General features: G+C 53.6%; 23 protein-coding genes and 5 tRNA genes. 22 read left to right on the top strand and 6 right to left on the bottom strand.

Features of this window, described 5'->3' with window-relative positions:
• Positions 1-124: 124 nt before the first annotated feature.
• The 16 genes from VW41_17965 to VW41_17890 all read left to right on the top strand — a co-directional run bounded on the left by VW41_17965 (position 125) and on the right by VW41_17890 (position 13,344).
• The gene (locus VW41_17965) at positions 125-1,216 is read left to right on the top strand and encodes a UDP-phosphate N-acetylglucosaminyl 1-phosphate transferase (GenBank protein AJZ90772.1); all 1,092 of its coding nucleotides are present in this window, start codon (positions 125-127) and stop codon (positions 1,214-1,216) included.
• 22 nt (positions 1,217-1,238) lie between these two features.
• The gene (locus tag VW41_17960) at positions 1,239-2,285 is read left to right on the top strand and encodes a lipopolysaccharide biosynthesis protein WzzE (protein AJZ90771.1); all 1,047 of its coding nucleotides are present in this window, start codon (positions 1,239-1,241) and stop codon (positions 2,283-2,285) included.
• A gap of 62 nt (positions 2,286-2,347) precedes the next feature.
• A complete protein-coding gene (locus VW41_17955) occupies positions 2,348-3,478 on the top strand; it encodes a UDP-N-acetylglucosamine 2-epimerase (protein AJZ92015.1) in 1,131 nt (376 codons plus the stop codon).
• Positions 3,475-4,737 carry a UDP-N-acetyl-D-mannosamine dehydrogenase gene (gene wecC / locus VW41_17950; GenBank protein AJZ90770.1) on the top strand — a complete coding sequence of 421 codons (1,263 nt, stop codon included), beginning with the start codon at positions 3,475-3,477 and terminating at the stop codon, positions 4,735-4,737. Before VW41_17955 ends, wecC begins: the two co-directional genes overlap by 4 nt.
• Positions 4,738-4,743: 6 nt before the next feature.
• Positions 4,744-5,421 (top strand): TDP-fucosamine acetyltransferase, encoded by a 678-nt coding sequence (locus tag VW41_17945; GenBank protein ID AJZ90769.1) that lies wholly within the window; start codon positions 4,744-4,746, stop codon positions 5,419-5,421.
• Positions 5,422-5,425: 4 nt separating this feature from the next.
• Entirely contained in the window at positions 5,426-6,556 is a 1,131-nt protein-coding gene (locus VW41_17940) for a TDP-4-oxo-6-deoxy-D-glucose aminotransferase (GenBank protein AJZ90768.1), read from the top strand.
• A 1-nt stretch (position 6,557) separates the two neighbouring features.
• On the top strand, positions 6,558-7,808 hold the full coding sequence (locus VW41_17935) for an O-antigen translocase (GenBank protein AJZ90767.1): 1,251 nt from the start codon (positions 6,558-6,560) through the stop codon (positions 7,806-7,808).
• Positions 7,805-8,884: a 4-alpha-L-fucosyltransferase gene (locus tag VW41_17930; protein AJZ90766.1), complete on the top strand. Its 1,080-nt coding sequence runs from the start codon at positions 7,805-7,807 to the stop codon at positions 8,882-8,884. The genes VW41_17935 and VW41_17930 overlap by 4 nt, the downstream gene beginning before the upstream one ends.
• Positions 8,881-10,242: a common antigen polymerase gene (locus tag VW41_17925; GenBank protein ID AJZ90765.1), complete on the top strand. Its 1,362-nt coding sequence runs from the start codon at positions 8,881-8,883 to the stop codon at positions 10,240-10,242. Before VW41_17930 ends, VW41_17925 begins: the two co-directional genes overlap by 4 nt.
• A gap of 11 nt (positions 10,243-10,253) precedes the next feature.
• Positions 10,254-10,994 (top strand): UDP-N-acetyl-D-mannosaminuronic acid transferase, encoded by a 741-nt coding sequence (locus tag VW41_17920; GenBank protein ID AJZ90764.1) that lies wholly within the window; start codon positions 10,254-10,256, stop codon positions 10,992-10,994.
• Positions 10,995-11,250: 256 nt separating this feature from the next.
• On the top strand, positions 11,251-12,636 hold the full coding sequence (locus VW41_17915) for a D-alanine/D-serine/glycine permease (protein AJZ90763.1): 1,386 nt from the start codon (positions 11,251-11,253) through the stop codon (positions 12,634-12,636).
• Positions 12,637-12,750: 114 nt separating this feature from the next.
• A tRNA-Arg gene (locus VW41_17910) sits at positions 12,751-12,827 on the top strand.
• Positions 12,828-12,884: 57 nt separating this feature from the next.
• Positions 12,885-12,960 (top strand) — tRNA-His (locus VW41_17905).
• A gap of 15 nt (positions 12,961-12,975) precedes the next feature.
• Positions 12,976-13,062, top strand: a tRNA-Leu gene (locus VW41_17900).
• A 33-nt stretch (positions 13,063-13,095) separates the two neighbouring features.
• Positions 13,096-13,172: transfer RNA gene (locus VW41_17895), tRNA-Pro, on the top strand.
• 95 nt (positions 13,173-13,267) lie between these two features.
• Positions 13,268-13,344: transfer RNA gene (locus VW41_17890), tRNA-Pro, on the top strand.
• Between the two features lie 692 nt (positions 13,345-14,036).
• On the opposite strand, the gene VW41_17885 is transcribed toward VW41_17890, so the two are convergent.
• Genes VW41_17885 through hemC form a run of 4 tightly spaced genes read right to left on the bottom strand, consistent with a single transcriptional unit; the run spans position 14,037 to position 18,123 of the window.
• Positions 14,037-15,233 carry a protoheme IX biogenesis protein gene (locus tag VW41_17885; protein ID AJZ90762.1) on the bottom strand — a complete coding sequence of 399 codons (1,197 nt, stop codon included), beginning with the start codon at positions 15,231-15,233 and terminating at the stop codon, positions 14,037-14,039.
• Between the two features lie 2 nt (positions 15,234-15,235).
• The gene (locus VW41_17880) at positions 15,236-16,420 is read right to left on the bottom strand and encodes a uroporphyrin-III methyltransferase (protein ID AJZ90761.1); all 1,185 of its coding nucleotides are present in this window, start codon (positions 16,418-16,420) and stop codon (positions 15,236-15,238) included.
• 18 nt (positions 16,421-16,438) lie between these two features.
• On the bottom strand, positions 16,439-17,185 hold the full coding sequence (gene hemD / locus VW41_17875) for a uroporphyrinogen-III synthase (protein AJZ90760.1): 747 nt from the start codon (positions 17,183-17,185) through the stop codon (positions 16,439-16,441).
• Positions 17,182-18,123 (bottom strand): porphobilinogen deaminase, encoded by a 942-nt coding sequence (hemC, locus tag VW41_17870; GenBank protein ID AJZ90759.1) that lies wholly within the window; start codon positions 18,121-18,123, stop codon positions 17,182-17,184. The genes hemD and hemC overlap by 4 nt, the downstream gene beginning before the upstream one ends.
• A gap of 289 nt (positions 18,124-18,412) precedes the next feature.
• Between hemC and cyaA the strand changes: the two genes are divergently transcribed.
• Positions 18,413-20,962, top strand: coding sequence for an adenylate cyclase (gene cyaA, locus VW41_17865; protein ID AJZ90758.1), 2,550 nt, complete (start codon positions 18,413-18,415; stop codon positions 20,960-20,962).
• On the opposite strand, the gene cyaY is transcribed toward cyaA, so the two are convergent.
• Both cyaY and VW41_17855 read right to left on the bottom strand, forming a co-directional pair.
• On the bottom strand, positions 20,963-21,283 hold the full coding sequence (cyaY, locus tag VW41_17860; protein ID AJZ90757.1) for a frataxin-like protein: 321 nt from the start codon (positions 21,281-21,283) through the stop codon (positions 20,963-20,965).
• Positions 21,284-21,346: 63 nt separating this feature from the next.
• On the bottom strand, positions 21,347-21,706 hold the full coding sequence (locus VW41_17855) for a membrane protein (protein ID AJZ90756.1): 360 nt from the start codon (positions 21,704-21,706) through the stop codon (positions 21,347-21,349).
• A gap of 225 nt (positions 21,707-21,931) precedes the next feature.
• Here VW41_17855 and VW41_17850 point away from each other — a divergent pair, with 225 nt between their 5' ends.
• From VW41_17850 to VW41_17830, 5 genes are read left to right on the top strand one after another with little or no spacing between them, the layout of a single operon-like run.
• Complete coding sequence (locus VW41_17850; GenBank protein AJZ90755.1) at positions 21,932-22,138, top strand: membrane protein; 207 nt, start codon at positions 21,932-21,934, stop codon at positions 22,136-22,138.
• 38 nt (positions 22,139-22,176) lie between these two features.
• Positions 22,177-23,001, top strand: coding sequence for a diaminopimelate epimerase (dapF, locus tag VW41_17845; protein ID AJZ90754.1), 825 nt, complete (start codon positions 22,177-22,179; stop codon positions 22,999-23,001).
• Positions 22,998-23,702, top strand: a complete 705-nt coding sequence (locus VW41_17840) for a hypothetical protein (GenBank protein ID AJZ90753.1) — start codon at positions 22,998-23,000, stop codon at positions 23,700-23,702. The genes dapF and VW41_17840 overlap by 4 nt, the downstream gene beginning before the upstream one ends.
• Positions 23,699-24,604, top strand: coding sequence for a site-specific tyrosine recombinase XerC (gene xerC, locus VW41_17835; GenBank protein AJZ90752.1), 906 nt, complete (start codon positions 23,699-23,701; stop codon positions 24,602-24,604). The genes VW41_17840 and xerC overlap by 4 nt, the downstream gene beginning before the upstream one ends.
• On the top strand, positions 24,604-25,320 hold the full coding sequence (locus tag VW41_17830; GenBank protein ID AJZ90751.1) for a flavin mononucleotide phosphatase: 717 nt from the start codon (positions 24,604-24,606) through the stop codon (positions 25,318-25,320). Before xerC ends, VW41_17830 begins: the two co-directional genes overlap by 1 nt.
• The last annotated feature ends 61 nt before the right edge of the window (positions 25,321-25,381 follow it).

The following is a 25,381-nucleotide window of genomic DNA, read 5'->3' as shown; positions in this document are numbered from 1 at the left end:
AAGCATCAACCTGAACGTATAACGTGCAGTCATTTCAAGGAGAAACCGTGGCAAATACCGGTCTTGCAGAGAGCAACTATGATGCTAATGAATCTGATCCTTTATTTCGTCGAGAGTTTTCACTGTGAATCTATTCACCGCTGGAACTGATTTAATCCTGGTTTTTTTATTTACTACCACATTTCTTTTTTGTGCGCGTAAAGTTGCTCGCAAAGTAGGGCTGGTTGATAAGCCCAATTTCCGTAAGCGACATCAGGGATCAATCCCGCTTGTAGGCGGTATTTCAGTATATGCGGGTATATGTTTTACCTTCTTAATTAGTAATGATTATATTCCGCACCTTTGGCTTTACCTCTCCTGTGCCGGCGTGTTGGTTTTGGTTGGTGCGCTGGACGATCGCTTCGATATCAGCGTGAAGATAAGGGCTTTTGTGCAAGCTCTTATTGCCATTATCATGATGTCCTACGGCAAGCTTTGCCTTAGTAGCCTGGGTTTCATTTTCGGTTCATGGGAACTGGTGCTTGGACCTTTTGGCTATTTCCTGACGCTGTTTGCTGTTTGGGCGGCGATCAACGCGTTCAACATGGTAGATGGCATTGATGGCCTGCTGGGGGGACTCTCTTCGGTTTCTTTTGCAGCTATGGGCATAATCCTGCTTCTGGATGGTCAGCATAGTTTGGGGATGTGGTGCTTCGCCATGATCGTCGCCATTCTGCCCTATATCCTTTTGAATCTTGGCCTGTTAGGACGTCGCTATAAAGTTTTTATGGGAGACGCCGGCAGCACGCTCATCGGCTTTACCGTTATCTGGATCTTGCTGGAAACCACCCAGGGTAAAACACACCCGATCAGCCCGGTTACCGCGCTATGGATTATCGCGATCCCGCTGATGGACATGATTGCTATTATGTATCGTCGGTTGCGTAAAGGGATGAGCCCGTTCTCCGCAGACCGGCAGCATATTCATCATTTGATCATGCGCGCTGGGTTTACTTCAAGGCAGGCGTTTGTGCTGATCACCCTTGCTGCAGCGCTGCTTGCAGCCATTGGCGTTACTGCTGAATATTTACACTTTGTCCCAGAGTGGCTGATGTTGGCATTGTTCTTGCTAGCATTTGTACTATACGATTTTTGTATTAAACGAGCCTGGAAAGTGGCTCGTTTTATCAGGCGCCATAAACGTCGCATTCGCAGAAACAACAACGTAAACATTTAGTCTGACTTGAATTGGGGAAGCGATGAAAGAGCATGTGCCAGGTAATTACCCGGTAGTGGAGAATGAGCTGGATATTCGCGGCTTGTTTCGCACGCTGTGGCAGGGCAAATTCTGGATTATCGGAATTGCCTTAGTGTTTGCCCTTATTGCGCTGATTTACACCTTTTTAGCGAAACAAGAGTGGAGCGCAACGGCTATCACCGACCGCCCAACGGTCAATATGTTGGGGGGCTACTATTCTCAGCAGCAGTTCCTGCGCAACCTCGATGTGAAAGCCAATATGGCGACGGCAGATCAGCCTTCGGTAATGGATGAAGCGTACAAAGAGTTCATCGTACAGCTTTCAGCCTATGATACCCGCAGGGATTTCTGGTTACAGACGGATTATTACAAGCAGCGTCAGGTGGGGAACAGCAAAGCCGATGCCGCACTGCTGGATGAGATCGTCGATAATATTCAGTACTCGCCGGGCGACAGCGCCCGTAATATCAGCGATAGCGTAAAGCTGGTGGCTGAAACTGCCGCTGATGCCAATAACCTCTTGCGGCAATACGTTGCTTTTGCCAGCCAGCGTGCGGCCAGCCATCTGAATGAAGAGCTTACCGGTGCCTGGGCTGCGCGTACCATTCAGATGAAAGCGCAGGTAAAACGGCAGGAGGCTGTGGCGAAGTCTATCTACGATCGCAAAATGAAAAGCACTGAGCAGGCGCTGAAAATTGCTCAACAGCAAAATATTACCCGAAGCGAGACGAATGTCCCCGCAGAAGAACTTCCGGATTCAGAAATGTTCATGCTGGGTCGCCCTATGCTCCAGGCTCGCCTGGAAAGCCTCCAGGCCGTAGGGCCTGATTTTGATATCGATTACGATCAAAACCGGGCGATGTTAAACACGCTGAATGTTGGGCCGACCGTCGATGCTCGTTTCCAGACCTACCGCTATTTACGCACGCCAGAAGAGCCGGTTAAGCGTGACAGTCCTCGTCGTGCGTTCTTGCTGATTATGTGGGGTGCGGTTGGGGCGCTTATCGGTGCAGGTGTAGCGTTAGCTCGCCGCCCAAAGACAGCGTAAGCCCTTTACCCGGTGGAGGAGCGATGGAATGCCTCCACCTTATTCAACATAAGAGAATCACCGTGAAAGTATTAACCGTTTTTGGCACGCGCCCGGAGGCTATAAAAATGGCCCCGCTGGTGGATGCGTTGGCAAAAGACGCGTTTTTTGACGCGAAAGTATGTGTAACGGCACAGCATCGTGAGATGCTGGATCAGGTATTACACCTTTTTTCCATTACGCCAGACTATGACTTAAATATCATGAAACCGGGGCAGGGCTTGACGGAAATTACCTGCCGTATTCTGGAAGGGCTAAAGCCTATTTTGGAATCCTTTAAGCCGGATGTTGTTTTAGTTCATGGCGATACCACCACTACCGTTGCGGCGAGCCTTGCGGCTTTCTATCAGCGGATTCCTGTCGGTCACGTTGAGGCGGGGTTGCGCACGGGCGATCTTTACTCCCCATGGCCGGAGGAAGCAAACCGTACTTTAACCGGCCATCTTGCTTCCTGGCATTTTGCACCGACGGAAAACTCACGTCAGAACCTGCTAAAAGAAAACATCAGCGAAGAAAAAATCTTTGTGACCGGCAACAGCGTGATTGACGCATTGCTTTCCGTTCGCGATCGAGTCCTGGCTCAAGACACTGTGCGTCAGGACATTGAGGCGAAACACCCCTTCCTCGATGCCAGCAAAAAAATGATTCTGGTTACCGGCCACCGTCGGGAAAGTTTTGGTGATGGTTTTGAACGTATTTGCCGCGCGCTGGCAAGAATTGCCGCACAAAACAGCGATGTGCAGATAGTGTATCCGGTTCACCTGAATCCCAACGTCAGTGAGCCTGTAAGGCGTATTTTGGGGCATATCGAAAATGTGATTTTGATTGAGCCTCAAGAGTATCTGCCCTTTGTTTATCTCATGAACCACGCTTGGCTTATTTTGACCGATTCCGGTGGAATTCAGGAAGAGGCGCCTTCTCTTGGGAAACCCGTTTTGGTGATGCGCGAAACCACCGAGCGTCCTGAGGCGGTTGCCGCAGGTACTGTACGCTTAGTGGGGACCGATGAAGAGAGAATTGTTGCCGAAGTCACCCGACTGCTCCGCGATGAGCAGGAATATAATGCGATGAGCCGTGCCCATAACCCTTACGGCGATGGCGAGGCCTGTGGCCGCATTTTAAATGCCTTAAAACAAAATCAGGTGAAATTATGAGTTTTTCCACCATCTCCGTTATTGGTCTGGGCTACATTGGCTTACCGACCGCTGCCGCGTTTGCTTCCCGTCAACGTAAAGTCATCGGCGTGGATATAAATCAGCGAGCGGTGGACACCATTAATCGTGGTGAAATTCACATTGTTGAGCCTGATTTAGACAAGGTAGTGAAAGCTGCCGTCGACGCTGGATACCTGAGCGCCACCGTGCAGCCCGTTGAGGCTGATGCCTATCTTATTGCTGTGCCGACCCCTTTTAAGGGCGATCATGAGCCGGACATGGTTTATGTGAAATCGGCGGCAGAGTCCATTGCGCCCGTACTGAAGAAAGGGGCACTGGTCGTGCTGGAGTCGACTTCCCCTGTCGGCGCCACTGAGCAAATGGCTGAATGGCTGGCCGCCCTGCGTCCGGATTTGAGCTTCCCTCAACAAGCGGGAGAGCAGGCAGATATAAATATCGCTTATTGCCCGGAGCGCGTTTTGCCGGGGCAGGTGATGGTTGAACTGATCAAAAACGACCGCGTTGTTGGCGGCATGACGCCGGTATGTTCCGCCCGTGCAAGCGAGCTGTATAACATTTTCCTCGAAGGCGAATGTGTTATTACCAACTCCCGCACAGCCGAAATGTGCAAGCTGACGGAAAACAGCTTCCGCGATGTCAATATCGCCTTTGCCAACGAGCTCTCGCTAATCTGTGCGGATCAGGGGATCAACGTCTGGGAATTGATTCGTCTGGCCAATCGCCATCCTCGCGTGAATGTACTGCAGCCTGGGCCCGGCGTCGGCGGGCACTGTATTGCGGTAGATCCATGGTTTATCGTTTCGCAGAATCCTGAACAGGCCCGTCTGATCCGTACTGCTCGTGAAGTGAATGACGGCAAGCCTGTATGGGTGATTAATCAAGTCAAAGCCGCGATAGCCGACTGCCTGGCTGAAACAGGCCGTCGGGCCAGCGAACTGACAATTGCCTGCTTTGGTCTTGCCTTTAAGCCTAACATTGACGACTTGCGCGAAAGTCCGGCAATGGAAATTGCCGAGCTGCTGGCCGAATGGCACAGCGGTAAAACGTTAGTCGTCGAACCTAATATCCACACACTACCGGCGAAGCTTGCCGGCCACTGTGAATTAACCTCACTGGAAGTCGCTCTTGACCAGGCTGATGTGCTGGTGATGCTGGTTGACCATAAAGAATTTAAAGCCGTTCCAGCTGACAAAGTGCGCCAGCCGTGGATTATCGATACTAAAGGCGTTTGGCGGTAATCCGGTATGAATCCGATTCATGCAACCCTGGCGGGGCTGGAGTGGGAAAACCGCTTCTTTGACGTAAATAGCAGCGTGGTTCACTTCTCTGAGCAAGCCCCTGTCCTGCAGGAAGAGCAGCTAAGTGCATGGTCGCGCGTTCAGGCAAAGATCCCCGCGCATCGTACCGACTGGCTGGATGGTCTGCAGCAGCTTGGCTTTCAGCTTGTTGAAGGTGAGGTTGATTTAGCCCTTTGTATTGGCACGCAAAATGCAAATATTCCTGTCGGTATCGCACAGCCGGAGGATATTCCTGCACTTCGCCTGGCGGCTTCCCAGGTGTTCACGCAAAGCCGATTTCGTACACCCTGGTATCGGGCCGGCGACAGCGGCCGTTTCTATGCGCAATGGATCGAAAACGCCGTGCTTGGCACCTTTGATCATCAGTGCCTGTTGCTGCAAAAAAGTGAGAAGTACCAAGGTTTTGTGACATTACGGCAACTGAATGCCGAAGAGGCCAGAATTGGACTGCTTGCCGGACAGGGCTTAGGTGAAGAGCTGATGGCTGCTGCACAAGACTGGTGTCGTCAGCGCGGGTTGCAAACTCTGCGGGTGGCAACTCAGGTGAGCAATACCGCCGCGCTGCGTCGCTATATTAAAAGCGGTGCCACGATAGAAAGCACCGCCTTCTGGTTATACAGGTGAAAAAATGATCCCATTTAACGCTCCGCCGGTCGTAGGAACAGAACTCGAATACATGCAGGCTGCTATGGGCAGCGGCAAACTGTGCGGAGACGGGGGTTTTACCCGCCGCTGCCAGCAGTGGATGGAACAGCGTTTTGGCAGCAAGAAAGTTCTGCTCACGCCGTCATGTACTGCGTCGCTGGAAATGGCCGCTATCCTGCTGGATATCAAGCCTGGCGACGAAGTGATTATGCCGAGCTACACCTTCGTTTCAACGGCTAATGCCTTTGTTCTACGGGGCGCAACGATCGTGTTTGTAGACGTGCGGCCTGACACTATGAACATCGACGAAACCAAAATTGAAGCGGCGATTACCGAAAAAACTCGCGTTATTGTGCCGGTTCATTACGCCGGCGTGGCCTGTGAAATGGACACCATCATGGCCATCGCGAAAAAACATAACCTGTTTGTGGTGGAAGATGCCGCGCAAGGCGTGATGTCCACTTATAAAGGTCGTGCGCTGGGCGCGATTGGTCACATCGGGTGTTTCAGTTTCCATGAGACCAAAAATTATACTGCGGGCGGTGAAGGTGGCGCGACGCTGATTAACGACCCAGCCTTAATCGAACGGGCAGAGATTGTTCGCGAGAAAGGCACCAACCGCAGCCAGTTCTTCCGTGGACAGGTGGATAAATACACCTGGCGTGATATTGGCTCAAGCTATCTGATGGCAGATTTGCAGGCCGCGTATCTTTGGGCGCAGCTTGAGGCGGCAGAGAAGATTAATCAGCAGCGCCTAAAGCTGTGGCAAATCTATCACGATGCGCTTGCACCGCTGGCTAAAGCCGGACGCATAGAACTGCCTGTTGTCCCTGCAAACTGCGTGCAGAACGCCCATATGTTCTACATCAAGCTGCGCGATATTGAAGACCGCAGCGCGCTGATTTCCTACCTGAAAGAAGCGGAAATCATGGCGGTGTTCCACTACATTCCGCTGCATGCCTGCCCGGCCGGGGAAAAGTTTGGTCGATTCCATGGGAAAGACCGCTTCACCACTCGCGAAAGCGAGCGTTTGCTCCGTCTGCCGCTGTTCTACAACTTATCGCCGGTGAACCAACGCACCGTCATCAATACGCTGCAAAGTTACTTCGCCTGAGATGTCGTTAGCCAAAGCTTCAGTGTGGACCGCCGGGTCCACGCTGGTAAAAATTGGTGCCGGTTTGCTGGTGGTCAAAATGCTGGCCGTGGCCTTTGGCCCGTCCGGCGTGGGGCTTGCCGGAAACTTCCGCCAAATGGTTACCGTGCTGGGCGTGCTTGCCGGGGCGGGTATTTTTAACGGCGTCACCAAATACGTTGCCGAACATCATGACAACCCGGAGCAGCTAAAGCGGGTACTCGGCACCTCCTCGGCAATGGTGCTCGGGTTCTCTTCCCTGCTGGCGGTGATATTCGTTCTTGCCGCGCGGCCAATCAGCATCGGATTGTTTGGCCATGCAGATTACCAAAACTTGGTACGACTGGTGGCGTTGGTCCAGATGGGTATTGCCTGGGCAAACCTGTCGCTGGCCATTATGAAGGGATTTCGTGACGCCGCAGGTAACGCCCTGGCACTGATTGCGGGCAGCGTTATCGGCGTGCTGGCTTATTATGCTTGCTATCGTTTAGGCGGCTACCAGGGGGCGCTGTTAGGCCTGGCTTTGGTGCCGGCCCTGATCGTTATCCCTGCCGTCGTCTTGCTTGCGAGGCGTGAACATGTTCCGCTGAGCTACCTGAAGCCGAGCTGGGATAAACTGCTGGCCAGCCATCTCGGCAAGTTTACTATTATGGCGCTGATCACCTCAGTCACGCTCCCCGTGGCCTATGTGATGATGCGAAATTTGCTGGCGGCGCATTACGGCTGGGACGAAGTCGGTATCTGGCAAGGGGTAAGCAGTATTTCAGATGCCTATCTGCAGTTTATTACGGCATCTTTTAGCGTTTATCTGCTGCCTACGCTTGCGCGTCTGAAAGAAAAAAGCGCCATTACGCGTGAGATACTGCGCTCGCTAAAGTTTGTTCTGCCCGCCGTGGCGGCGGCAAGCCTGACAGTCTGGCTGCTGCGTGATTTCGCCATCTGGCTACTGTTTTCACCAAAATTCATCGCCATGCGTGATTTGTTTGCCTGGCAACTGGTGGGGGACGTGCTGAAGGTGGGGGCCTATGTGTTTGGCTATTTGGTTATCGCTAAGGCGTCACTGCGTTTTTATATTTTGACTGAAATCAGTCAGTTTGTTCTGTTAACCGGCTTTTCTCGCTGGTTGATACCCGTCCACGGTGCGCTGGGGGCGGCTCAGGCCTATATGGCTACCTATATTGTTTATTTTGCGCTCTGCTGTGGCGTTTTCCTTATTTATCGTAGACGAGCATGACAACACTGATTCACGTATTGGGATCTGATATCCCTCATCACAATCAGACGGTATTGCGTTTCTTTAACGACGTTTTAGCCGCCACGACTCCCCACGCCCGAGAATTTATCGTGGTATCCGGAGATCAATCCCTGTTGTCCGCTTTTCCGGCGCTGTCGATCACGCTTTGCTCTTCGAAGCAGGCTATTGCCGCAGAGGTTCTGGCTAAAGCTCGAGCGAACCGGCAGCAGCGTTTCTTTTTCCACGGGCAGTTTAACGGCAGCCTTTGGGTGGCTTTGTTAACCGGGGGCCTGAAGCCAGAGCAGATGAACTGGCATATCTGGGGGGCCGACCTGTATGAAGTTTCCCGCAGCATCAAATTCCGCCTGTTCTATCGGCTGCGCCGGTTTGCACAGGGGCGCGTAGGGCGCGTTTTCGCTACGCGTGGGGATTTAAGCTATTTCCATCAGCGTCATCCTCGGGTATCAGGTGAACTGTTGTATTTCCCAACCCGTATGGATCCGAGCCTTAATACGATGGCGGCCGAACGGCAAGATAGTGGGAAACTGACGCTGCTGGTGGGAAATTCCGGCGATCGTAGTAATCAGCATGTTGATGCGCTGACGGCCATTCACCAGCAGTTTGGCGACACGGTGCGTGTTGTCGTGCCAATGGGCTATCCGGCGAATAACGAAGCTTATATTGCAGAGGTGCAACGGGTCGGTAGTACCTTGTTTAGCCCGGAAAACCTCCAGGTATTGACGGAAAAAATTGAATTCAATGAATACCTGGCGCTGCTGCGCCGGTGCGATCTCGGCTATTTTATTTTTGAACGCCAACAAGGTATCGGCACGCTGTGCCTGCTGATTCAGGCGGGGATCCCCTGCGTGCTGAATCGTAAGAATCCGTTCTGGCAGGACATGGTCGAGCAGCATATTCCGGTGCTCTTTACCGGGGATGCGCTTGATGAAGCGACCGTGAGGGAAGCGCAGCGCCAGTTACGTTTACTGGATAAACAAAGCATCGCTTTCTTTAACCCTAACTATATTGATGGGTGGCATCATGCGCTGAGCATCGCGGCAGGAGAGCAAAAATGAGTCTGGCACAATTTGGCGGGTTATTTGTTGTCTGGTTCCTGTCGGTCGGGTTTATCGGATTGCTGACGTATCAGGAGTTTCGCCGCGTGCGGTTTAACTTCAATGTCTTCTTTTCTCTGCTTTATTTACTGACCTTCTTTTTCGGTTTTCCGTTCACTTGTACCCTGGTGTTCCGATTTGGGGTAACGGTAGTGCCCGCGGATGTGCTGTTGCAGGCGCAGCTCGCGGCGGCCTGTTTCTATGGCATTTATTATGTGACCTATAAAACCCGGCTCAGGGCGAAGGCCGGGCACACCGAGCGTCGCCCGCTGTTTACCATGAACCGCGTTGAGACGCATCTTACGTGGCTGATGCTGGTGCTGGTGGCTTTGGTCAGCGTCGGCATCTTCTTTGCCCATAACGGCTTCCTGCTGTTTAAACTGCACTCTTACAGCCAAATTTTCTCCAGTGAAGTGTCAGGCGTAGCGCTCAAGCGCTTCTTCTATTTCTTTATTCCCGCCATGCTGGTGGTGTACTTCCTGCGGCAGGACAGCCGGGCCTGGATCTTCTTCCTGGTCAGCACCGTCGCCTTCGGACTGCTGACTTACATGATTGTCGGCGGGACGCGCGCTAACATCATCATCGCCTTTGCCATCTTCTTGTTCATCGGCATTATTCGCGGCTGGATTTCGCTCTGGATGCTGGCGGCGGCGGGCGTACTGGGTATTGTCGGGATGTTCTGGCTGGCGCTTAAGCGCTACGGATTAAACGTCAGCGGGGACGAGGCGTTTTACACCTTCCTTTATCTGACTCGCGATACGTTCTCGCCGTGGGAAAACCTTGGTTTGCTGCTGCAAAACTACGACAAGATCGAATTCCAGGGGCTGGCTCCCATCATTCGTGATTTCTACGTATTCATACCCAGCTGGGTCTGGCCAGATCGCCCCGGCACGGTGCTGAACACCGCGAACTATTTCACCTGGCAGGTGCTGAATAACCATTCTGGTCTGGCAATTTCTCCGACGTTGATTGGTTCGCTGGTGGTGATGGGTGGGGTGTGGTTTATCCCTCTCGGCGCGGTTGTCGTCGGGCTGATCATCAAATGGTTTGACTGGCTGTATGAGCTGGCGAACAGGGAAAGCAACCGCTATAAAGCCGCAATCGTCTACGCGTTCTGCTTTGGTGCTATTTTCAATATGATCGTTCTGGCTCGTGAAGGGCTGGACTCTTTTGTCTCACGCGTGGTGTTCTTCCTCGTCATTTTTGGCGCCTGCCTGGTTGTGGCAAAATTACTTTACTGGCTATTTGAAAGCGCAGGGCTTATTCATCAGCGCCTGCGACGCGTGCCTGCTCCTGCCGCCGACACGCAGAATGCATGATAAGGATGTACATGAACAACTCTACTGAAGCCCCTTCCTATAACATCCGTGGTCTGAATCTACTGGGGTGGCGAGATATGCAGCATGCGCTGGATTATCTCTATGCGGGGGGCAATTTACGTCAGGGGACATTTGTGGCAATCAATGCCGAAAAAATCCTGACGGCAGAAGATGATGAGCAAATTCGTGGCCTTATCACCGCCGCAGAATACAAATATGCCGACGGGATAAGCGTTGTTCGCTCCATCCGTAAAAAATTTCCGGGAGCCGTAGTGAACCGCGTAGCCGGTGCCGATCTGTGGGAAGCTTTGATGCAGCGTGCAGGTCAGGAGGATATCCCGGTATTTTTGGTGGGGGGAAAGCCTGAAGTCCTGGCACAAACCGAGGCTAAGCTAAGGCAGCTGTGGCAGGTCAATATCGTTGGCAGCCAGGACGGTTATTTTACCGATGAGCAACGCCCGGCATTGTTTGAGCGCATTCGCGAAAGTGGCGCGGCGATTGTCACGGTGGCTATGGGATCTCCGCGCCAGGAAATCCTGATGCAGGCATGCCGGGAAGTGTATCCTCAGGCACTTTATATGGGCGTCGGTGGCACATATGACGTGTTTACCGGGCATGTAAAGCGGGCGCCAAAGGTCTGGCAAAATTTCGGTCTGGAATGGCTATATAGATTGCTGTCTCAGCCGACCCGAATCAAACGGCAACTCCGCCTGCTGCGTTATCTACGCTGGCATTGGACCAATAAGCTTTAAACCTTCCAACGCGCTCATCCGGGCGCGTTTTGCTTTCTCTGCGCGATTTTTAACCAGACTTATTCCAGTTTGTTACTCAGTTATTTGTAATTTTGTAAAAAATACGGAACCATTGCGCCCACTCGATGCAGTGCCGTAGTGATGTTGCGCCAGCAAATCTCTTGCCGACGCTGCATGGCCTGTTATTGAGTCTGGCAATAACCAAACACAATAACCGGTAAAAACCGGAGTAAAGCAAACACAATACAGAGGATTTATGGCAGAGAAAAAAGCAGAGCTGCAGCGCGGGCTGGAAGCTCGACACATCGAACTTATCGCCCTGGGAGGAACCATTGGTGTTGGCCTGTTTATGGGCGCCGCCAGTACCCTCAAATGGGCCGGGCCGTCGGTACTGCTGGCGTACATTGTTGCGGGCCTGTTCGTGTTCTTCATCATGCGTTCGATGGGAGAAATGCTGTTCCTTGAACCCGTTGCCGGTTCCTTCGCCGTCTATGCTCATCGCTATATGAGTCCCTTTTTTGGGTATCTGACGGCCTGGTCCTATTGGTTTATGTGGATGGCGGTCGGTATTTCCGAAATCACGGCGATTGGGGTCTACGTCCAATATTGGTTCCCGGATCTTCCTCAGTGGCTGCCCGCTATTTTTGCTGTCGGCCTTGTGGCGCTGGCAAACCTTGCGGCAGTTCGCCTGTACGGTGAAATAGAATTTTGGTTTGCGATGATTAAAGTCACGACCATCATCGTGATGATCGTCGTAGGCCTGGGCGTTATCTTTTTTGGTTTTGGCAATCATGGTCAGGCGATAGGCTTCAGCAACCTGACAGAGCACGGCGGCTTTTTTGCTGGCGGTTGGAAAGGCTTTTTGACCGCGTTGTGTATTGTTGTTGCGTCCTATCAGGGGGTGGAGCTCATCGGCATCACGGCCGGCGAGGCGAAGAATCCGCAGGTTACGCTGCGTAGCGCCGTGGGGAAAGTGCTGTGGCGTATTCTGATTTTTTATGTGGGCGCGATTTTCGTTATCGTCACTATTTTCCCGTGGAACCAAATCGGTACCACAGGTAGCCCGTTTGTACTGACATTTGCGAAAATCGGTATCACGGCGGCGGCAGGGATTATTAACTTTGTTGTTTTGACGGCGGCATTGTCTGGCTGTAACAGCGGTATGTACAGCTGCGGACGTATGCTATATGCCTTGGCGAAAAACCGTCAGCTCCCGGCTAAAATGGCGACGGTTTCACGTAGCGGTGTGCCTGTCGTAGGGGTGGCGATCTCAATCGGCATTCTGCTGCTCGGCTCTTGCCTGAATTATATCATTCCGAACCCGCAACGCGTTTTCGTCTATGTCTATAGCGCCAGTGTATTACCGGGTATGGTGCCGTGGTTTGTGATCCTGATTAGCCAGATTCGCTTCCGTAAGGCGCACCGTGAGGCCATTGCCAGCCATCCGTTCCGCTCTATTTTATTCCCATGGGCAAACTACCTGACTATGGCGTTCCTGGTGTGCGTCCTGGTGGGAATGGGGCTGAATGAAGATACGCGAATGTCGCTGACGGTTGGCGTTGTTTTCCTGGCCGCGGTGACGCTGGTTTATAAGGTGTTTGGCCTGAATAAGCATGCCGTTAGTGAAAAACTGAACGGATAAGCATCAGGATGCACAAAGCATAACCAAACGCGCAGTTTTGCGAGTATTTTATTGAAATAAGCACTAGACAGCTGAGCACGAAGCCCGTATTATCCGACCCCGCAACGGCGCTACGCGCCCGTAGCTCAGCTGGATAGAGCGCTGCCCTCCGGAGGCAGAGGTCTCAGGTTCGAATCCTGTCGGGCGCGCCATTTAAGCGGGCGCTTGAGCTGCGGTGGTATCATATACCGCGTCAAAGTTTTACAGTGGTGGCTATAGCTCAGTTGGTAGAGCCCTGGATTGTGATTCCAGTTGTCGTGGGTTCGAGTCCCATTAGCCACCCCATTAATTTAGATGTATGCGAAGGTGGCGGAATTGGTAGACGCGCTAGCTTCAGGTGTTAGTGTTCTTACGGACGTGAGGGTTCAAGTCCCTCTCTTCGCACCACACCTAAATTAATCAGCAGTAAAAGCAGTATTTCGGCGAGTAGCGCAGCTTGGTAGCGCAACTGGTTTGGGACCAGTGGGTCGGAGGTTCGAATCCTCTCTCGCCGACCAAATTTTAAAAGCCCTTCTGAAGAAGGGTTTTTGCTTTCAGCCCGGAGCCTTAATAAGCTTTTGATGTGTTGAAAGCGGCAGTAAAAGCAGTAATTCGGCGAGTAGCGCAGCTTGGTAGCGCAACTGGTTTGGGACCAGTGGGTCGGAGGTTCGAATCCTCTCTCGCCGACCACATTAGAAAAGGCCAGCTTTCGAGCTGGCCTTTTTGCATCTGAAGCACAAAGAGGATGAGAGCCTCCGAAGGAGGTTTGAGCCGAGCGCAGCGAGACAACGTTGCTTTGGCAACGGCCCGCAGGGGAATAATCCTCTCTCGTTAATGGCCGCGTCTCATACCCTGTCCCATTCCTCTTGATATCCCCGCCCGCCAGGGTTGTCGCTCAGATGAGACAATTGGGTGATTTTATGTCTCTAAATGGAGACATATAATTCATTGTTTTTATTTGGTTTAATTTTTTTTAGCATAAGTCGTCTCCTCCAGGAGACATTTTGTCTCTCCTGATGACCGCGTGAGGAGAAGCCAAAAGACAAACGCTCTTCTGCGCTAATACTATGAAATGACTAATGTTGGTAGCTAGATGCGTTTCTAAATGCAAACCTGGCATGTATTGTGCAATAATGGATTCGTAGATGCTCATTCCACTTCTTATGTTTGCTTCGGCTTCATAAACCCAGGAATGACGCAGAGCTGATTACGGTGCTTATCGTCCACCGACAGATGTCGCCCCGATGGGGTCTCATCCAACACCATGGACATAACGTTGAGTGAAGCACCACTTAGTTGTCAAACAGACCTGTTTAACACCTGCCTTTTGGCAGGTGTTTTTTTTGCGTGGGGGAAAGGGCGGCAGAACACCGCCCTGAAAATCAGGCGTTGGAAGGGGGCTGAAGGGTAAGCAACAAACCATCCCGGCGCATGAGGGCGGCTTCTTCAGGCTTATGCAGTTTGTCGAGAGAGTCTGCCAGCCAGGCATAATCGTAGGCATCCGGGCGCTGTTTGATGGCCTCACGGAATGCATCACATGCCTGCTGCCATTCGCCATGTTTCATCAGCAGCTGGCCAAGCGTACTCTGCAGTAAAGGGCGATCGCCCTGTGTTTTGATCTGCTGACGTAAGGCTTTTTCCAACTGTTCCGGGTTACCCGACTTCAGGCGTGGCATCAGCAGTACCAGACGATCGTCATACTGGCGCTTAAGCCCGTCGAGGATGGTCTCTTGGGCGGCATCGTGATCGTCACATTCAATGAGATGCTCCGCCATGGCCACCTGCAGCGTGGTTTGGTGACGTGTTTTACGGCTTTGGTTACGCCACCAGGCTTTCAGACCTTCGTTGCCCTGATCGGCCATGGCCTGATCCATGAGCCCGATCCACGCCTGCTGTTGCAGCGTATCGCGATGGGCCTCATCACCTATCTGCACTTTCTCCATGGCTGGCAGAATATCCAGCATTGAACTCCATGCGCCGGTTCGCTGATAAGCTTGCTCAGCCAGGCGAAGCACTTCCGGATGGCGCGGCGCAATTTCCAGAAGCTTATCAATGCCGTGACGTGCGGCATGGTTTTCATTACGAGCAAGCTGCAAGCGAACGCGAGTGATTTCTACCGGGAGCTGATCGTTATCTGCCAGCTCGGCTGCGCGTTCTAAATGTTGATTAGCGCGAATCTCATCCCCGCGTTGCTGGGCCGCTTCGGCAGCCAGCAGATAGTTGACCACCGGCTGCTCGGCGTGATCGGCATTCTTGCTCATCAGCTTCTCAACCTGCTGATAATCGCCTTCAGCCAGTTTCAACAACGCAGCTTTGGTTTGTTTGCGGGCACGGCTGCGCTTGCGGCCAAGGAACCATCCACGGGTGCGGGCACCGGTACGGAAAATACGGCGTAATACCCATTCGATGGCGAACAACACCACCATTGTCAGGATCAGAATAATGACTAATCCGGTCACGCTGGTTTCAATATTGTAGTTATCGGTCTGGATTAATACGTAGCCCTGATGGCCTGCCAGCATTGGCCCCAGCACGATACCTGCAATCAACAGCAGGAAGAGCAATAAGACTTTAATCATACTTATTCCCCCTGACTTACAGCGGGTGCTGGCTGTGCCGGCGCCGCTTCCGGCTGGGCATTATTGGCAGCAGGATTTGCAGGTTGGGCAAGTAAATTACGAACCCGGGTTTGCATCAGTTTTTCAAGCAGCGCCTGGCTTTGCAGGGTTTGCGGAATATCCATATGAATGCTTTGCTGGCTCAGCCCATCAAGCTCTTCAAGAAATGCTTTAGTGGCTGAATCATTGGTGTCGTAATAGGCGCGAACCCAGGTCGAAACGTTATCCAGGGCCTGCTTGTAGGTATCTTCCTGATGGCGCGGCACCGCCTGTGCGGCTACCAGCAAGCGGGAGCGAATGTTTTCGCGCAGATAGATGTCCTGATTCGGCGCCAGCAGCGGAACGGCGGTTTCATCCCGGCGGCGGATAGTAATAAAGCTATCCATAAAACTATGCCAGCTTTTCACCAGATTCTGGCGCCATTCAGTGATAGTGCCCGACAGCTCGCTGCTGTCAGAATCCATCGGGGAATCATCGCTGTCGTTGTCGGCCAGGCGCAAATTATCCAGACCGTTCGAAAGCTGATTTAGCTTGAGGATAATCCCGTCGTAGTCGACCTGCGTTACCGTAGACAGCGTAGAAATATCATCGGTCAGTGCGCGGCGCGCGGTGATCAGGCTCGGATCGTTCATATCTGCCAGGCTGGCGTCAGCGCTTTTTAATAACGCGGCTGCCGTCGTAACGTCCTGATCGCTCCACAGCTTGCGGCCAGCCAGCTTCACCAGGAAATCGGCCTGTGCCAGCAGCCAGGTTTTAGAATCGCTGCCGGAAATCGTCGCAACTTTCTGCTGCACTTCGTCCAGTTGATGTGCCAGAGCTGTCTGCTGTTTATTCGCGTCGCTAAGCGCAGTGGCCTGCTGTTTAAGCGTCGCTTCAAATGCGCTTTTTTGTTCTTCTTGCTGCTTTTGCAGTGAAATTAGCTGGTTTGCCAGCGCATCGCTGGTCGCCGTCTGGGTGGATACCTGGTGTTTACCATAGCTATAAAGTCCGCCACCTAATGCCAGGGCAATGGCAATGGCTATCGCTCCCAGCGCAATACCTGCAATGCCGGAACGATTTTTCTTCGTCACGGGCTCGGCTTGTAATGGCGTCTCAGCCGCGGGTGTGGTTTCCTCAACTATGGCGGAGGAAGTATTTTGTTCCGTCATTGTGGCGTCCTGTTATTGTTAGGTGTGTTGCAACGCACTCAGTAGCGCGTCATTGTCCGCATTCGCGGCGACCCGAATATTCTGCCAACCCAATTCCCTGGCGAGGCATGCCAGACGTTCACTGACAACCAGCAATTGACAGCGGAGTAACCAGTTCTCACGATACCAGTCAGGCGTTAGCGTATATAACTGCTGTAGCATTTCACCGCTGGTCACCACCAGCGTTGAGATCCCCCGGGTGTGCCAGCGGTGGGCCTCTTCTGTTCCATCGTAAATAATAGCGCTTCGCTGGTAGCACTCACAGAAACTGACCTCGGCACCTCGTGCCTCAAGCGTCTCTCCCAACAGTTCACGCCCGCCGTTACCGCGTAAAATTAACGCGCGCTTACCAGCAACATTCTGTAATTCCGGTAATTGTAGCAAGATTTCGCTGGTTTCCCGATCCTGTGGGTAACGAATAGGAATATGGCTGGCGGTATGAAAAGCCAGGGCGGTAGTTCTGCCGATGGCGAACCAGTGCAGACTGCCTGGCCAGGGGATACCGCTGCGGCGCATAAGTGGGGCGGCATAGTCAATGACGTGCTGTGAAAGCACAAAGACCAGATCGCCGGGCGAAAGCGCCGCAAGCTGAGCCGGAAGCTGCGAAAGCTGCCGACCGGGCGAGAACTCGATAAGCGGGAAGCTGTAAGCCACCTGCCCGAGTGTGCGCAGTCGGCTCACTAACTCTTCCCCGGCTGGGGAGGGGCGGGTGACAAGGATCGTCATGCGGGAGCGTCTCCATCATAAACGGCGGCGAGGATCTCACGCGCACCGTTATCCAGTAGTTCTTCAGCAAGAGAAACGCCCATGGTAACGGCATCTTCCGGCTTACCTCGACGTTCACCGCGTACCATGACGGAACCATCCGGAGCGCCGACTAATGCGCGTAGCCAAAGCTCGTTATCTTTCAGCTCCGCATAGCTGCCGATTGGCACCTGGCAGCCGCCTTCAAGGCGCATATTCATCGCACGTTCGGCGCTAACGCGAACGGCGGTTTCATGGTGATTCAGCGGTGCCAGCAGCGCTCTGGTACGTTCATCGTCCAGGCGGCATTCGATGCCGACGGCACCCTGTCCGACCGCGGGTAACGACACTTCCGGCGGTAAGGCGTAACGGATGCGGTCCTGCATCTCAAGGCGATTTAGCCCGGCGACGGCAAGAATAATGGCATCGTATTCGCCTTTATCGAGTTTACCGAGGCGGGTCCCAAGATTGCCGCGCAGGGAGCGAATCACCAGGTCTGGACGCAGTTCGGCTATCTGGCACTGACGGCGCAGGCTTGAGGTGCCTACAATACTGCCCGCTGGTAGCTCATCCAGCGTTTGATAATGGTTGGAAACAAAGGCGTCGCGGGGATCGTCGCGCTCGCAGATGGTGACCAGCCCGAGACCCTCAGGGAATGCCACCGGCACATCTTTCAGGGAATGGACGGCGATGTCCGCTCGCCCGTCCAGCATGGCCAGCTCCAGTTCTTTAACGAACAGCCCTTTCCCGCCTACTTTGGCAAGCGGCGTATCCAGCAAGACGTCGCCGCGCGTGACCATTGGCACCAGCTCAACGGTGAGCTGCGGGTGAAAAGTTTCAAGACGTTGCTTAACATAATGTGCTTGCCAGAGTGCAAGGGGACTTTGGCGAGTGGCAATTCTGAGTATATTGTCTAACATGCTTGTTACCGTAATTATCGTCCACCGACCATCCTACCACTGTTAGCGGAAGGCTGTCAGGTTCGGCGGTTTTTGCGGCAACAGAGGGACGTGATTCGTATTATGGAAGAAACAGCCTGTGCCACCAGGGCGTCTACCACTTTGGTAGCGCATCTTTCTTTACGGTCAACAGGCAAGGTGTTAAATTGATCACGTTTCCAGCAATTGCTGTCCCAATCGTTTATAATAATGGGGACAACAACCAGGAAACGGGTTTTTTCGTAATACTGAAACCATCAGGCGATATGTCTTGTACCTCTATATTGAGACACTTAAACAGAGACTGGATGCCATCAACCAACTGCGCGTAGATCGTGCGCTTGCTGCTATGGGGCCTGCCTTCCAACAGGTCTACAGTCTACTGCCAACGTTATTACATTATCATCACCCGCTGATGCCGGGTTACCTTGACGGTAACGTTCCCCGTGGCATTTGCCTCTACACGCCTGATGAAACCCAACGCCACTACCTGGATGAACTCGAACTGCAGCGCGGAATGCCGCCTCAGGAGACGCCAGCGGGCGAACTGCCGATCACCGGCCTCTATTCTATGGGCAGCACCTCCTCCGTGGGGCAGAGCTGCTCTTCTGACCTTGATATCTGGGTTTGCCACCAGTCCTGGCTCGATAACGACGAGCGCCAATTGCTGCAGCGCAAATGCAGCCTGCTGGAAAGCTGGGCGGCCTCTCTTGGCGTTGAGGTGAGTTTCTTCCTGATTGATGAAAACCGTTTCCGCCACAACGAAAGCGGTAGCCTGGGCGGCGAAGACTGCGGTTCTACTCAGCACATCCTGCTGCTGGACGAATTTTACCGCACGGCGGTACGTCTGGCCGGGAAACGCATCCTGTGGAACATGGTGCCGGGCGATGAAGAAGAGCATTACGACGATTACGTGATGACTCTTTACGCTCAGGGCGTGCTGACCCCAAACGAGTGGCTCGATCTTGGCGGTCTAAGCTCGCTGTCTGCTGAAGAGTACTTTGGTGCCAGTCTGTGGCAGCTGTATAAAAGCATCGACTCGCCGTATAAAGCCGTGCTGAAAACGCTGCTGCTGGAGGCGTATTCCTGGGAATACCCGAACACGCGCCTGCTGGCAAAAGACATTAAACAGCGCCTGCACGACGGTGAAATTGTCTCCTTTGGCCTCGATCCTTACTGCATGATGCTGGAACGCGTCACCGAGTACCTGACGCAGATCGAAGACCATGCACGTCTGGACCTGGTTCGTCGCTGTTTCTATCTGAAAGTGTGTGAAAAACTTTCGCGGGAGCGTGCCTGTGTTGGCTGGCGTCGTGAAGTCTTAAGCCAACTGGTGAAAAGCTGGGGCTGGGACGAAGCGCGTCTGGCGATGCTGGACAACCGCGCGAACTGGAAAATCGACCAGGTACGCGAAGCGCACAACGAGCTGCTCGACGCGATGATGCAAAGCTACCGCAACCTGATCCGCTTTGCGCGCCGCAACAACCTTAGCGTTTCCGCCAGTCCGCAGGATATCGGCGTATTAACGCGTAAATTGTACGCTGCGTTTGAGGCGCTGCCGGGTAAAGTTACGCTGGTAAACCCGCAAATTTCCCCGGATCTCTCCGAGCCGAACCTGACCTTCATCCATGTGCCGCTTGGCCGGGCTAACCGCTCTGGCTGGTATCTCTACAACCGCGCGCCGAACATGGACTCCATCGTCAGCCATCAACCGCTGGAATATAACCGTTATCTTAATAAGCTGGTGGCATGGGCCTACTTTAACGGCCTGCTCACCTCGCGTACCCGCCTGTTTATTAAGGGCAACGGTATTTGTGATTTACCTAAGTTGCAGGAGATGGTGGCGGATGTATCCCATCACTTCCCGCTGCGCCTCCCGGCTCCGACGCCGAAAGCGCTGTATAGCCCATGCGAGATTCGCCATCTGGCGATTATCGTCAATCTTGAATATGACCCGACGGCCGCCTTCCGCAATCAGGTTGTGCATTTTGATTTCCGCAAACTGGATGTGTTCAGCTTCGGCGAGCAGCAGCAGTGCCTGATTGGCAGCGTTGATCTACTGTACCGCAACTCCTGGAACGAAGTGCGTACCCTGCACTTTAACGGCGAGCAGGCGATGATTGAGGCATTAAAAACCATTCTCGGGAAAATGCACCAGGATGCCGCCCCGCCGGATAGCGTTGAAGTGTTCTGCTACAGCCAGCATCTGCGCGGTCTGATCCGTACTCGCGTGCAGCAGCTTGTGTCTGAATGCATCGAATTCCGTCTTTCGAGCACGCGCCAGGAACCGGGCCGCTTTAAAGCGCTGCGCGTCTCCGGGCAGACCTGGGGCCTGTTCTTCGAGCGTCTGAATGTCTCGGTACAAAAACTGGAAAACGCCGTTGAGTTTTATGGCGCTATCTCACACAACAAGCTGCATGGCTTGTCGGTACAGGTTGGCACTAACCAGGTTCAGTTGCCTGCGGTGGTGGATGGCTTTGCCAGTGAGGGGATTATTCAGTTCTTCTTTGAAGAGGCCAGTGAGGATCAGGGTTTCAACATCTATATCCTGGACGAAAGCAACCGAGCGGAAGTTTATCATCACTGTGAAGGCAGCAAAGAGGAGCTGGTGCGCGACGTCAGCCGCTTCTACTCCTCGTCACACGATCGCTTTACCTACGGCTCAAGCTTCATTAACTTCAACCTGCCGCAGTTCTATCAGATTGTGAAAACGGATGGGCGGATGCAGGTTATTCCGTTCCGCACTCAGTCAATCACAACAGCCGCGCCGGTTAATCAGGACGATAACTCAGCGCCGCTGCTGCAGCAGTACCAGCCGTAATCAGCGGAAGCTAACCGCTTCACCCGCCTGCTGTGTGCTGGCTTCTTCCAGTAACTGCCAAAATTCTGCGCCGCTACGGTCACAAATCCATTCTTCACCTTTCAGGTTGAAATGGTAACCGCCGCTTTTGGTAGCGAGCCACACCTGATGTAAAGGCTCCTGGCGATTGATGATGATTTTACTGCCATTTTCAAAGCTGATGGTCAGTACGCCACCGTTTATCTCACAATCAATATCGCTATCGCCGTCCCAGTCATCCAGGCGCTCTTCAATCGTGCGCCACAGGTTATCGGCTAAAAGGTGAAATTCGCTGTCGTTCATGTCTGCTTCCTGTTGAGATTTCAGGGCAGTATAAGAGCATCGCCGTGAATTAGGAACTACGCTTCAGGCATCATCAAGGTAGTGTACCAGCAGAGGAACAGCATCCGAGGCGTTTTCAATGGCGATGCCGAAAGCGACTTTTCCGTCCCGCACCCAGCGGGCGATTTGTTCCTCTTTGGCCGGCCAGCCTGGGCGTGCGACCGTGCAGCATTTTTCCGGGCCCAGCACGGCTACCGCAACGGCGAGCGCGGTGCCGATACCCGACTGAAATGCGCCAATCGTGTAATGAAGCTCGCCGCGCTTCACGTAGTTAGCTGCATCGATGTCGCTCACCAACTGCGTAGAAAATCTGCCGGGAGCGGCCCTCTCAATTAAATTCTGCATTGCTTCACGTTCAAGACCCGTAATGCCAATCCGTTTCATCTGCGTCACCTTATAAAAGACAACCCGCGTCAGAGAGGAATACTTATGGGGCGGAACCCGGAAATTTCTGAATGAATGCCCCCTAAATAGCGTAAACCAGGGATTATTTTCTTGCCCGGTTTGCGGTAAGGCGATTTTCAACGGCCTGGGTGACGAAGAGTATTGCTTTTCAGGGTTCACCTGCGATGATAGACGGCAGAATAGTGAATCACAGGCTACCCGATAATGAAGAAGATTTTCTGCCCTCTCGCTTTGGCACTGACGCTTGTTAGCCTCACCGGCTGCGGCCTGAAGGGGCCTCTTTATTTCCCACCGGCCGATAAAAAGGCGACGCCAACAACGCATAGCGCAACCCCTGAACAACCCGTCCAGACGGCGCCTGCCCGTAACAGTCGTGGCATTGATGATGCGCCGACTCAGGTTGTTTACTAGCTAAATCGTGCTTTGTAACCGCGCAAATGGAGCAGAAGATGCAGTTCTCTAAAATGCATGGCCTTGGTAATGACTTTATGGTCGTCGACGCGGTGACGCAGAATGTTTATTTCTCTCCGGAGCTGATCCGTCGGCTCGCGGATCGTCATCTCGGCGTAGGCTTCGATCAGCTGTTGATCGTCGAGCCGCCGTACGATCCCGATCTCGACTTCCATTACCGGATCTTTAACGCCGACGGCAGCGAAGTTTCCCAGTGTGGTAACGGCGCACGCTGTTTTGCCCGCTTTGTACGCCTGAAAGGGCTGACCAACAAGCGTGAGATCCGCGTCAGCACTGCCAATGGCAGAATGGTACTGAGCGTCACGGAAGATGAGATGGTGCGCGTCAATATGGGCGAACCCAACTTTGAACCTTCCCAGGTGCCGTTCCGGGCAAACAAAGCAGAAAAGACCTATATTATGCGTGCCGCCGAACAAACCATTATGTGCGGCGTGGTTTCCATGGGTAACCCGCATTGTGTCATCCAGGTTGATGACATCGAAACCGCGGCAGTGGAAACCCTTGGGCCGGTGATGGAAAGCCATGAACGCTTCCCTGAACGTGCCAATATCGGCTTTATGCAGGTTGTCAGCCGCGAACACATCCGGCTGCGTGTGTACGAACGCGGCGCGGGGGAAACCCAGGCCTGCGGCAGTGGCGCCTGTGGCGCAGTAGCGGTTGGTATTCAGCAAGGATTACTGGCGGAGCAGGTACGTGTTGAACTGCCTGGCGGCCGTCTTGATATCGCCTGGAAAGGGCCGGGATCACCGCTTTACATGACCGGCCCGGCGGCCCACGTCTATGATGGATTTATACATCTATGAAGAATGCCGAGGAACAGCAAGAAGCCCTTCTTGAGCTTAACGATGTCGCGGTTGCCGAGTATTTACAGCGCAATCCCGATTTCTTTATTCGCAATGCCCACCAGGTGGAGAGCATGCAGGTTCCTCATCCAGTGCGTGGCAGCGTTTCGCTGGTGGAGTGGCATATGGCCCGCAGCCGTAACCACATTAACCACCTTGAAGAGAACATGACGCTGCTGATGGAGCAGGCGAGCGCTAACGAAGGCCTGTTCTATCGGTTGTTGAAGCTTCAGGGGCGCCTGGCTTCGGCTTCCAGCCTGCAGGAAATGTTGAACCGGCTGCATCGCTGGGCGAGGGACATTGGCCTCGCCGGGGCGAATGTCCGGCTGTTTGCTGACCGCTGGCGCATTGGCGCGCCCTCGGACTTTACTCATCTTGCGCTGAACCGCCAGGCCTTCGAGCCGCTGCGTATTCAGCGTCTTGGCGAAAGCCAGCACTATCTTGGCCCGCTTAATGGCCCGGAGCTTTTATTGGTCTTGCCGCAGGCAAAAGCCATTGGTTCCGTTGCCCTGTCGCTGATGGGCAGCGATGGCGATCTCGGAGTCCTGCTGTTCAGCAGCCGCGACCCGCAACATTACCAACAGGGGCAGGGGACTCAGTTGTTGCACGAGCTGGCGCTGATGCTGCCTGACTTGCTGGAGCGCTGGGTTGAACGGGCATGACCACTTCCGCATTAACATCTTACGTTGATGGCTTTCTGCGATACCTGAAGGTTGAGCGCCAGCTCAGCCCGCTTACTCTCCTGAACTACCAGCGCCAGCTCACGGCGATTATCCACATTGCCGAAGAGATGAAGCTCAGCGGCTGGCAGCAATGCGATGCCGCGGCCGTGCGTTCATTGGCCGTGCGCAGCCGCAGGGCTGGCCTGCAGGCTTCCAGCCTGGCGCTAAGACTTTCGGCCTTGCGCAGCTTTTTCGACTGGATGGTCAGTCAGGGAGAGCTAAAAGCGAACCCGGCCAAAGGTATTACTACGCCAAAAGCGGGCCGCCACCTGCCCAAAAATATCGAAGTTGATGATGTAAACCACCTGCTGGATATCGATCTGAACGATCCGCTGGCGGTGCGCGATCGCGCGATGCTCGAAGTCATGTACGGCGCTGGCCTGCGTCTTTCCGAGCTGGTGAACATGAACTGTGGCCACATCGATCTTTCGACCGGAGAGGTCTGGGTGATGGGAAAAGGCAGCAAAGAGCGCCGCGTACCGGTTGGCCGGAGTGCGGTAACCTGGGTTGAGCACTGGCTGGATTTGCGCGAGCTTTTTGGCCCGGACGACGATGCGTTGTTCCTGGCGAAGACGGGAAAGCGAATCTCTGCCCGCAATGTGCAAAAGCGGTTTGGAGAATGGGGGATCAAACAAGGGCTAAGCAGCCATGTACATCCTCATAAACTGCGCCACTCTTTTGCCACGCACATGCTGGAGTCCAGCGGCGATTTACGCGCGGTTCAGGAATTGCTGGGGCACGCCAACCTCTCTACTACGCAAATCTATACCCACCTCGACTTTCAACATTTAGCCTCGGTGTATGATGCCGCGCATCCACGCGCCAAACGGGGGAAATCGTAATGCATTTTTACCGCCCGCTCGGGCAAATTGCTGCTCTGACGTTCGATCTCGACGATACGCTTTATGACAACCATCCGGTTATTCTGCGCACCACTCAGGAGTCTCTGGCTTTTGTGCAGAACTATCATCCGAAGCTCAACGCGTTTACCGCTCTGGATTTTCACCGCAGCCGTGAGGCGCTGCGGGTGAAAGAACCGGACATCTATCATGACGTCACCGAATGGCGTCGTCGCGCCGTGGAGCAGATAATGATGGATGCGGGCCTGAGCCCGGAAGAGGCCTTTACCGGTGCCAGTGCGGCCATGGAAAACTTCGCAAAATGGCGCAGCCGTATCGATATCCCGCAGGAAACGCACGACACGCTGGCAAAGCTTGCTGAAAAATGGCCGCTGGTGGCGATCACCAACGGTAACGCAGAGCCGCACCTGTTCGGGCTGGATAACTACTTCGAATTCATTCTGCGAGCCGGGCCGGACGGGCGCGCTAAACCCTTCAGCGATATGTATCATACCGCTGCGCAACGTTTAGGTGTGCCGCTGGAGCAAATCCTGCATGTAGGCGATGACCTGACCACTGACGTGGCCGGTGCAGTGCGCTGCGGGATGCAGGCCTGTTGGATTAACCTGCGTGAAGGCGACCTGATGCGGATAGATGACAGCCGTTTATTGCCGCATCTGGAGATTTCGCGGTTGGCATCCCTACTCGCGCTGATATAATCAACAGTAACTCTGTACAAATCACCAGTAGTTGGCCGGGCCAACTCTTTCTCTTTTTCGG

Origin of the sequence: Klebsiella michiganensis (genome assembly GCA_000963575.1) — a bacterium.
GTDB classification, from domain to species: domain Bacteria; phylum Pseudomonadota; class Gammaproteobacteria; order Enterobacterales; family Enterobacteriaceae; genus Cedecea; species Cedecea michiganensis_A.
The sequence above is the reverse complement of the archived record's forward strand: the minus strand, read 5'-3'. Positions and strand labels throughout refer to the sequence as shown.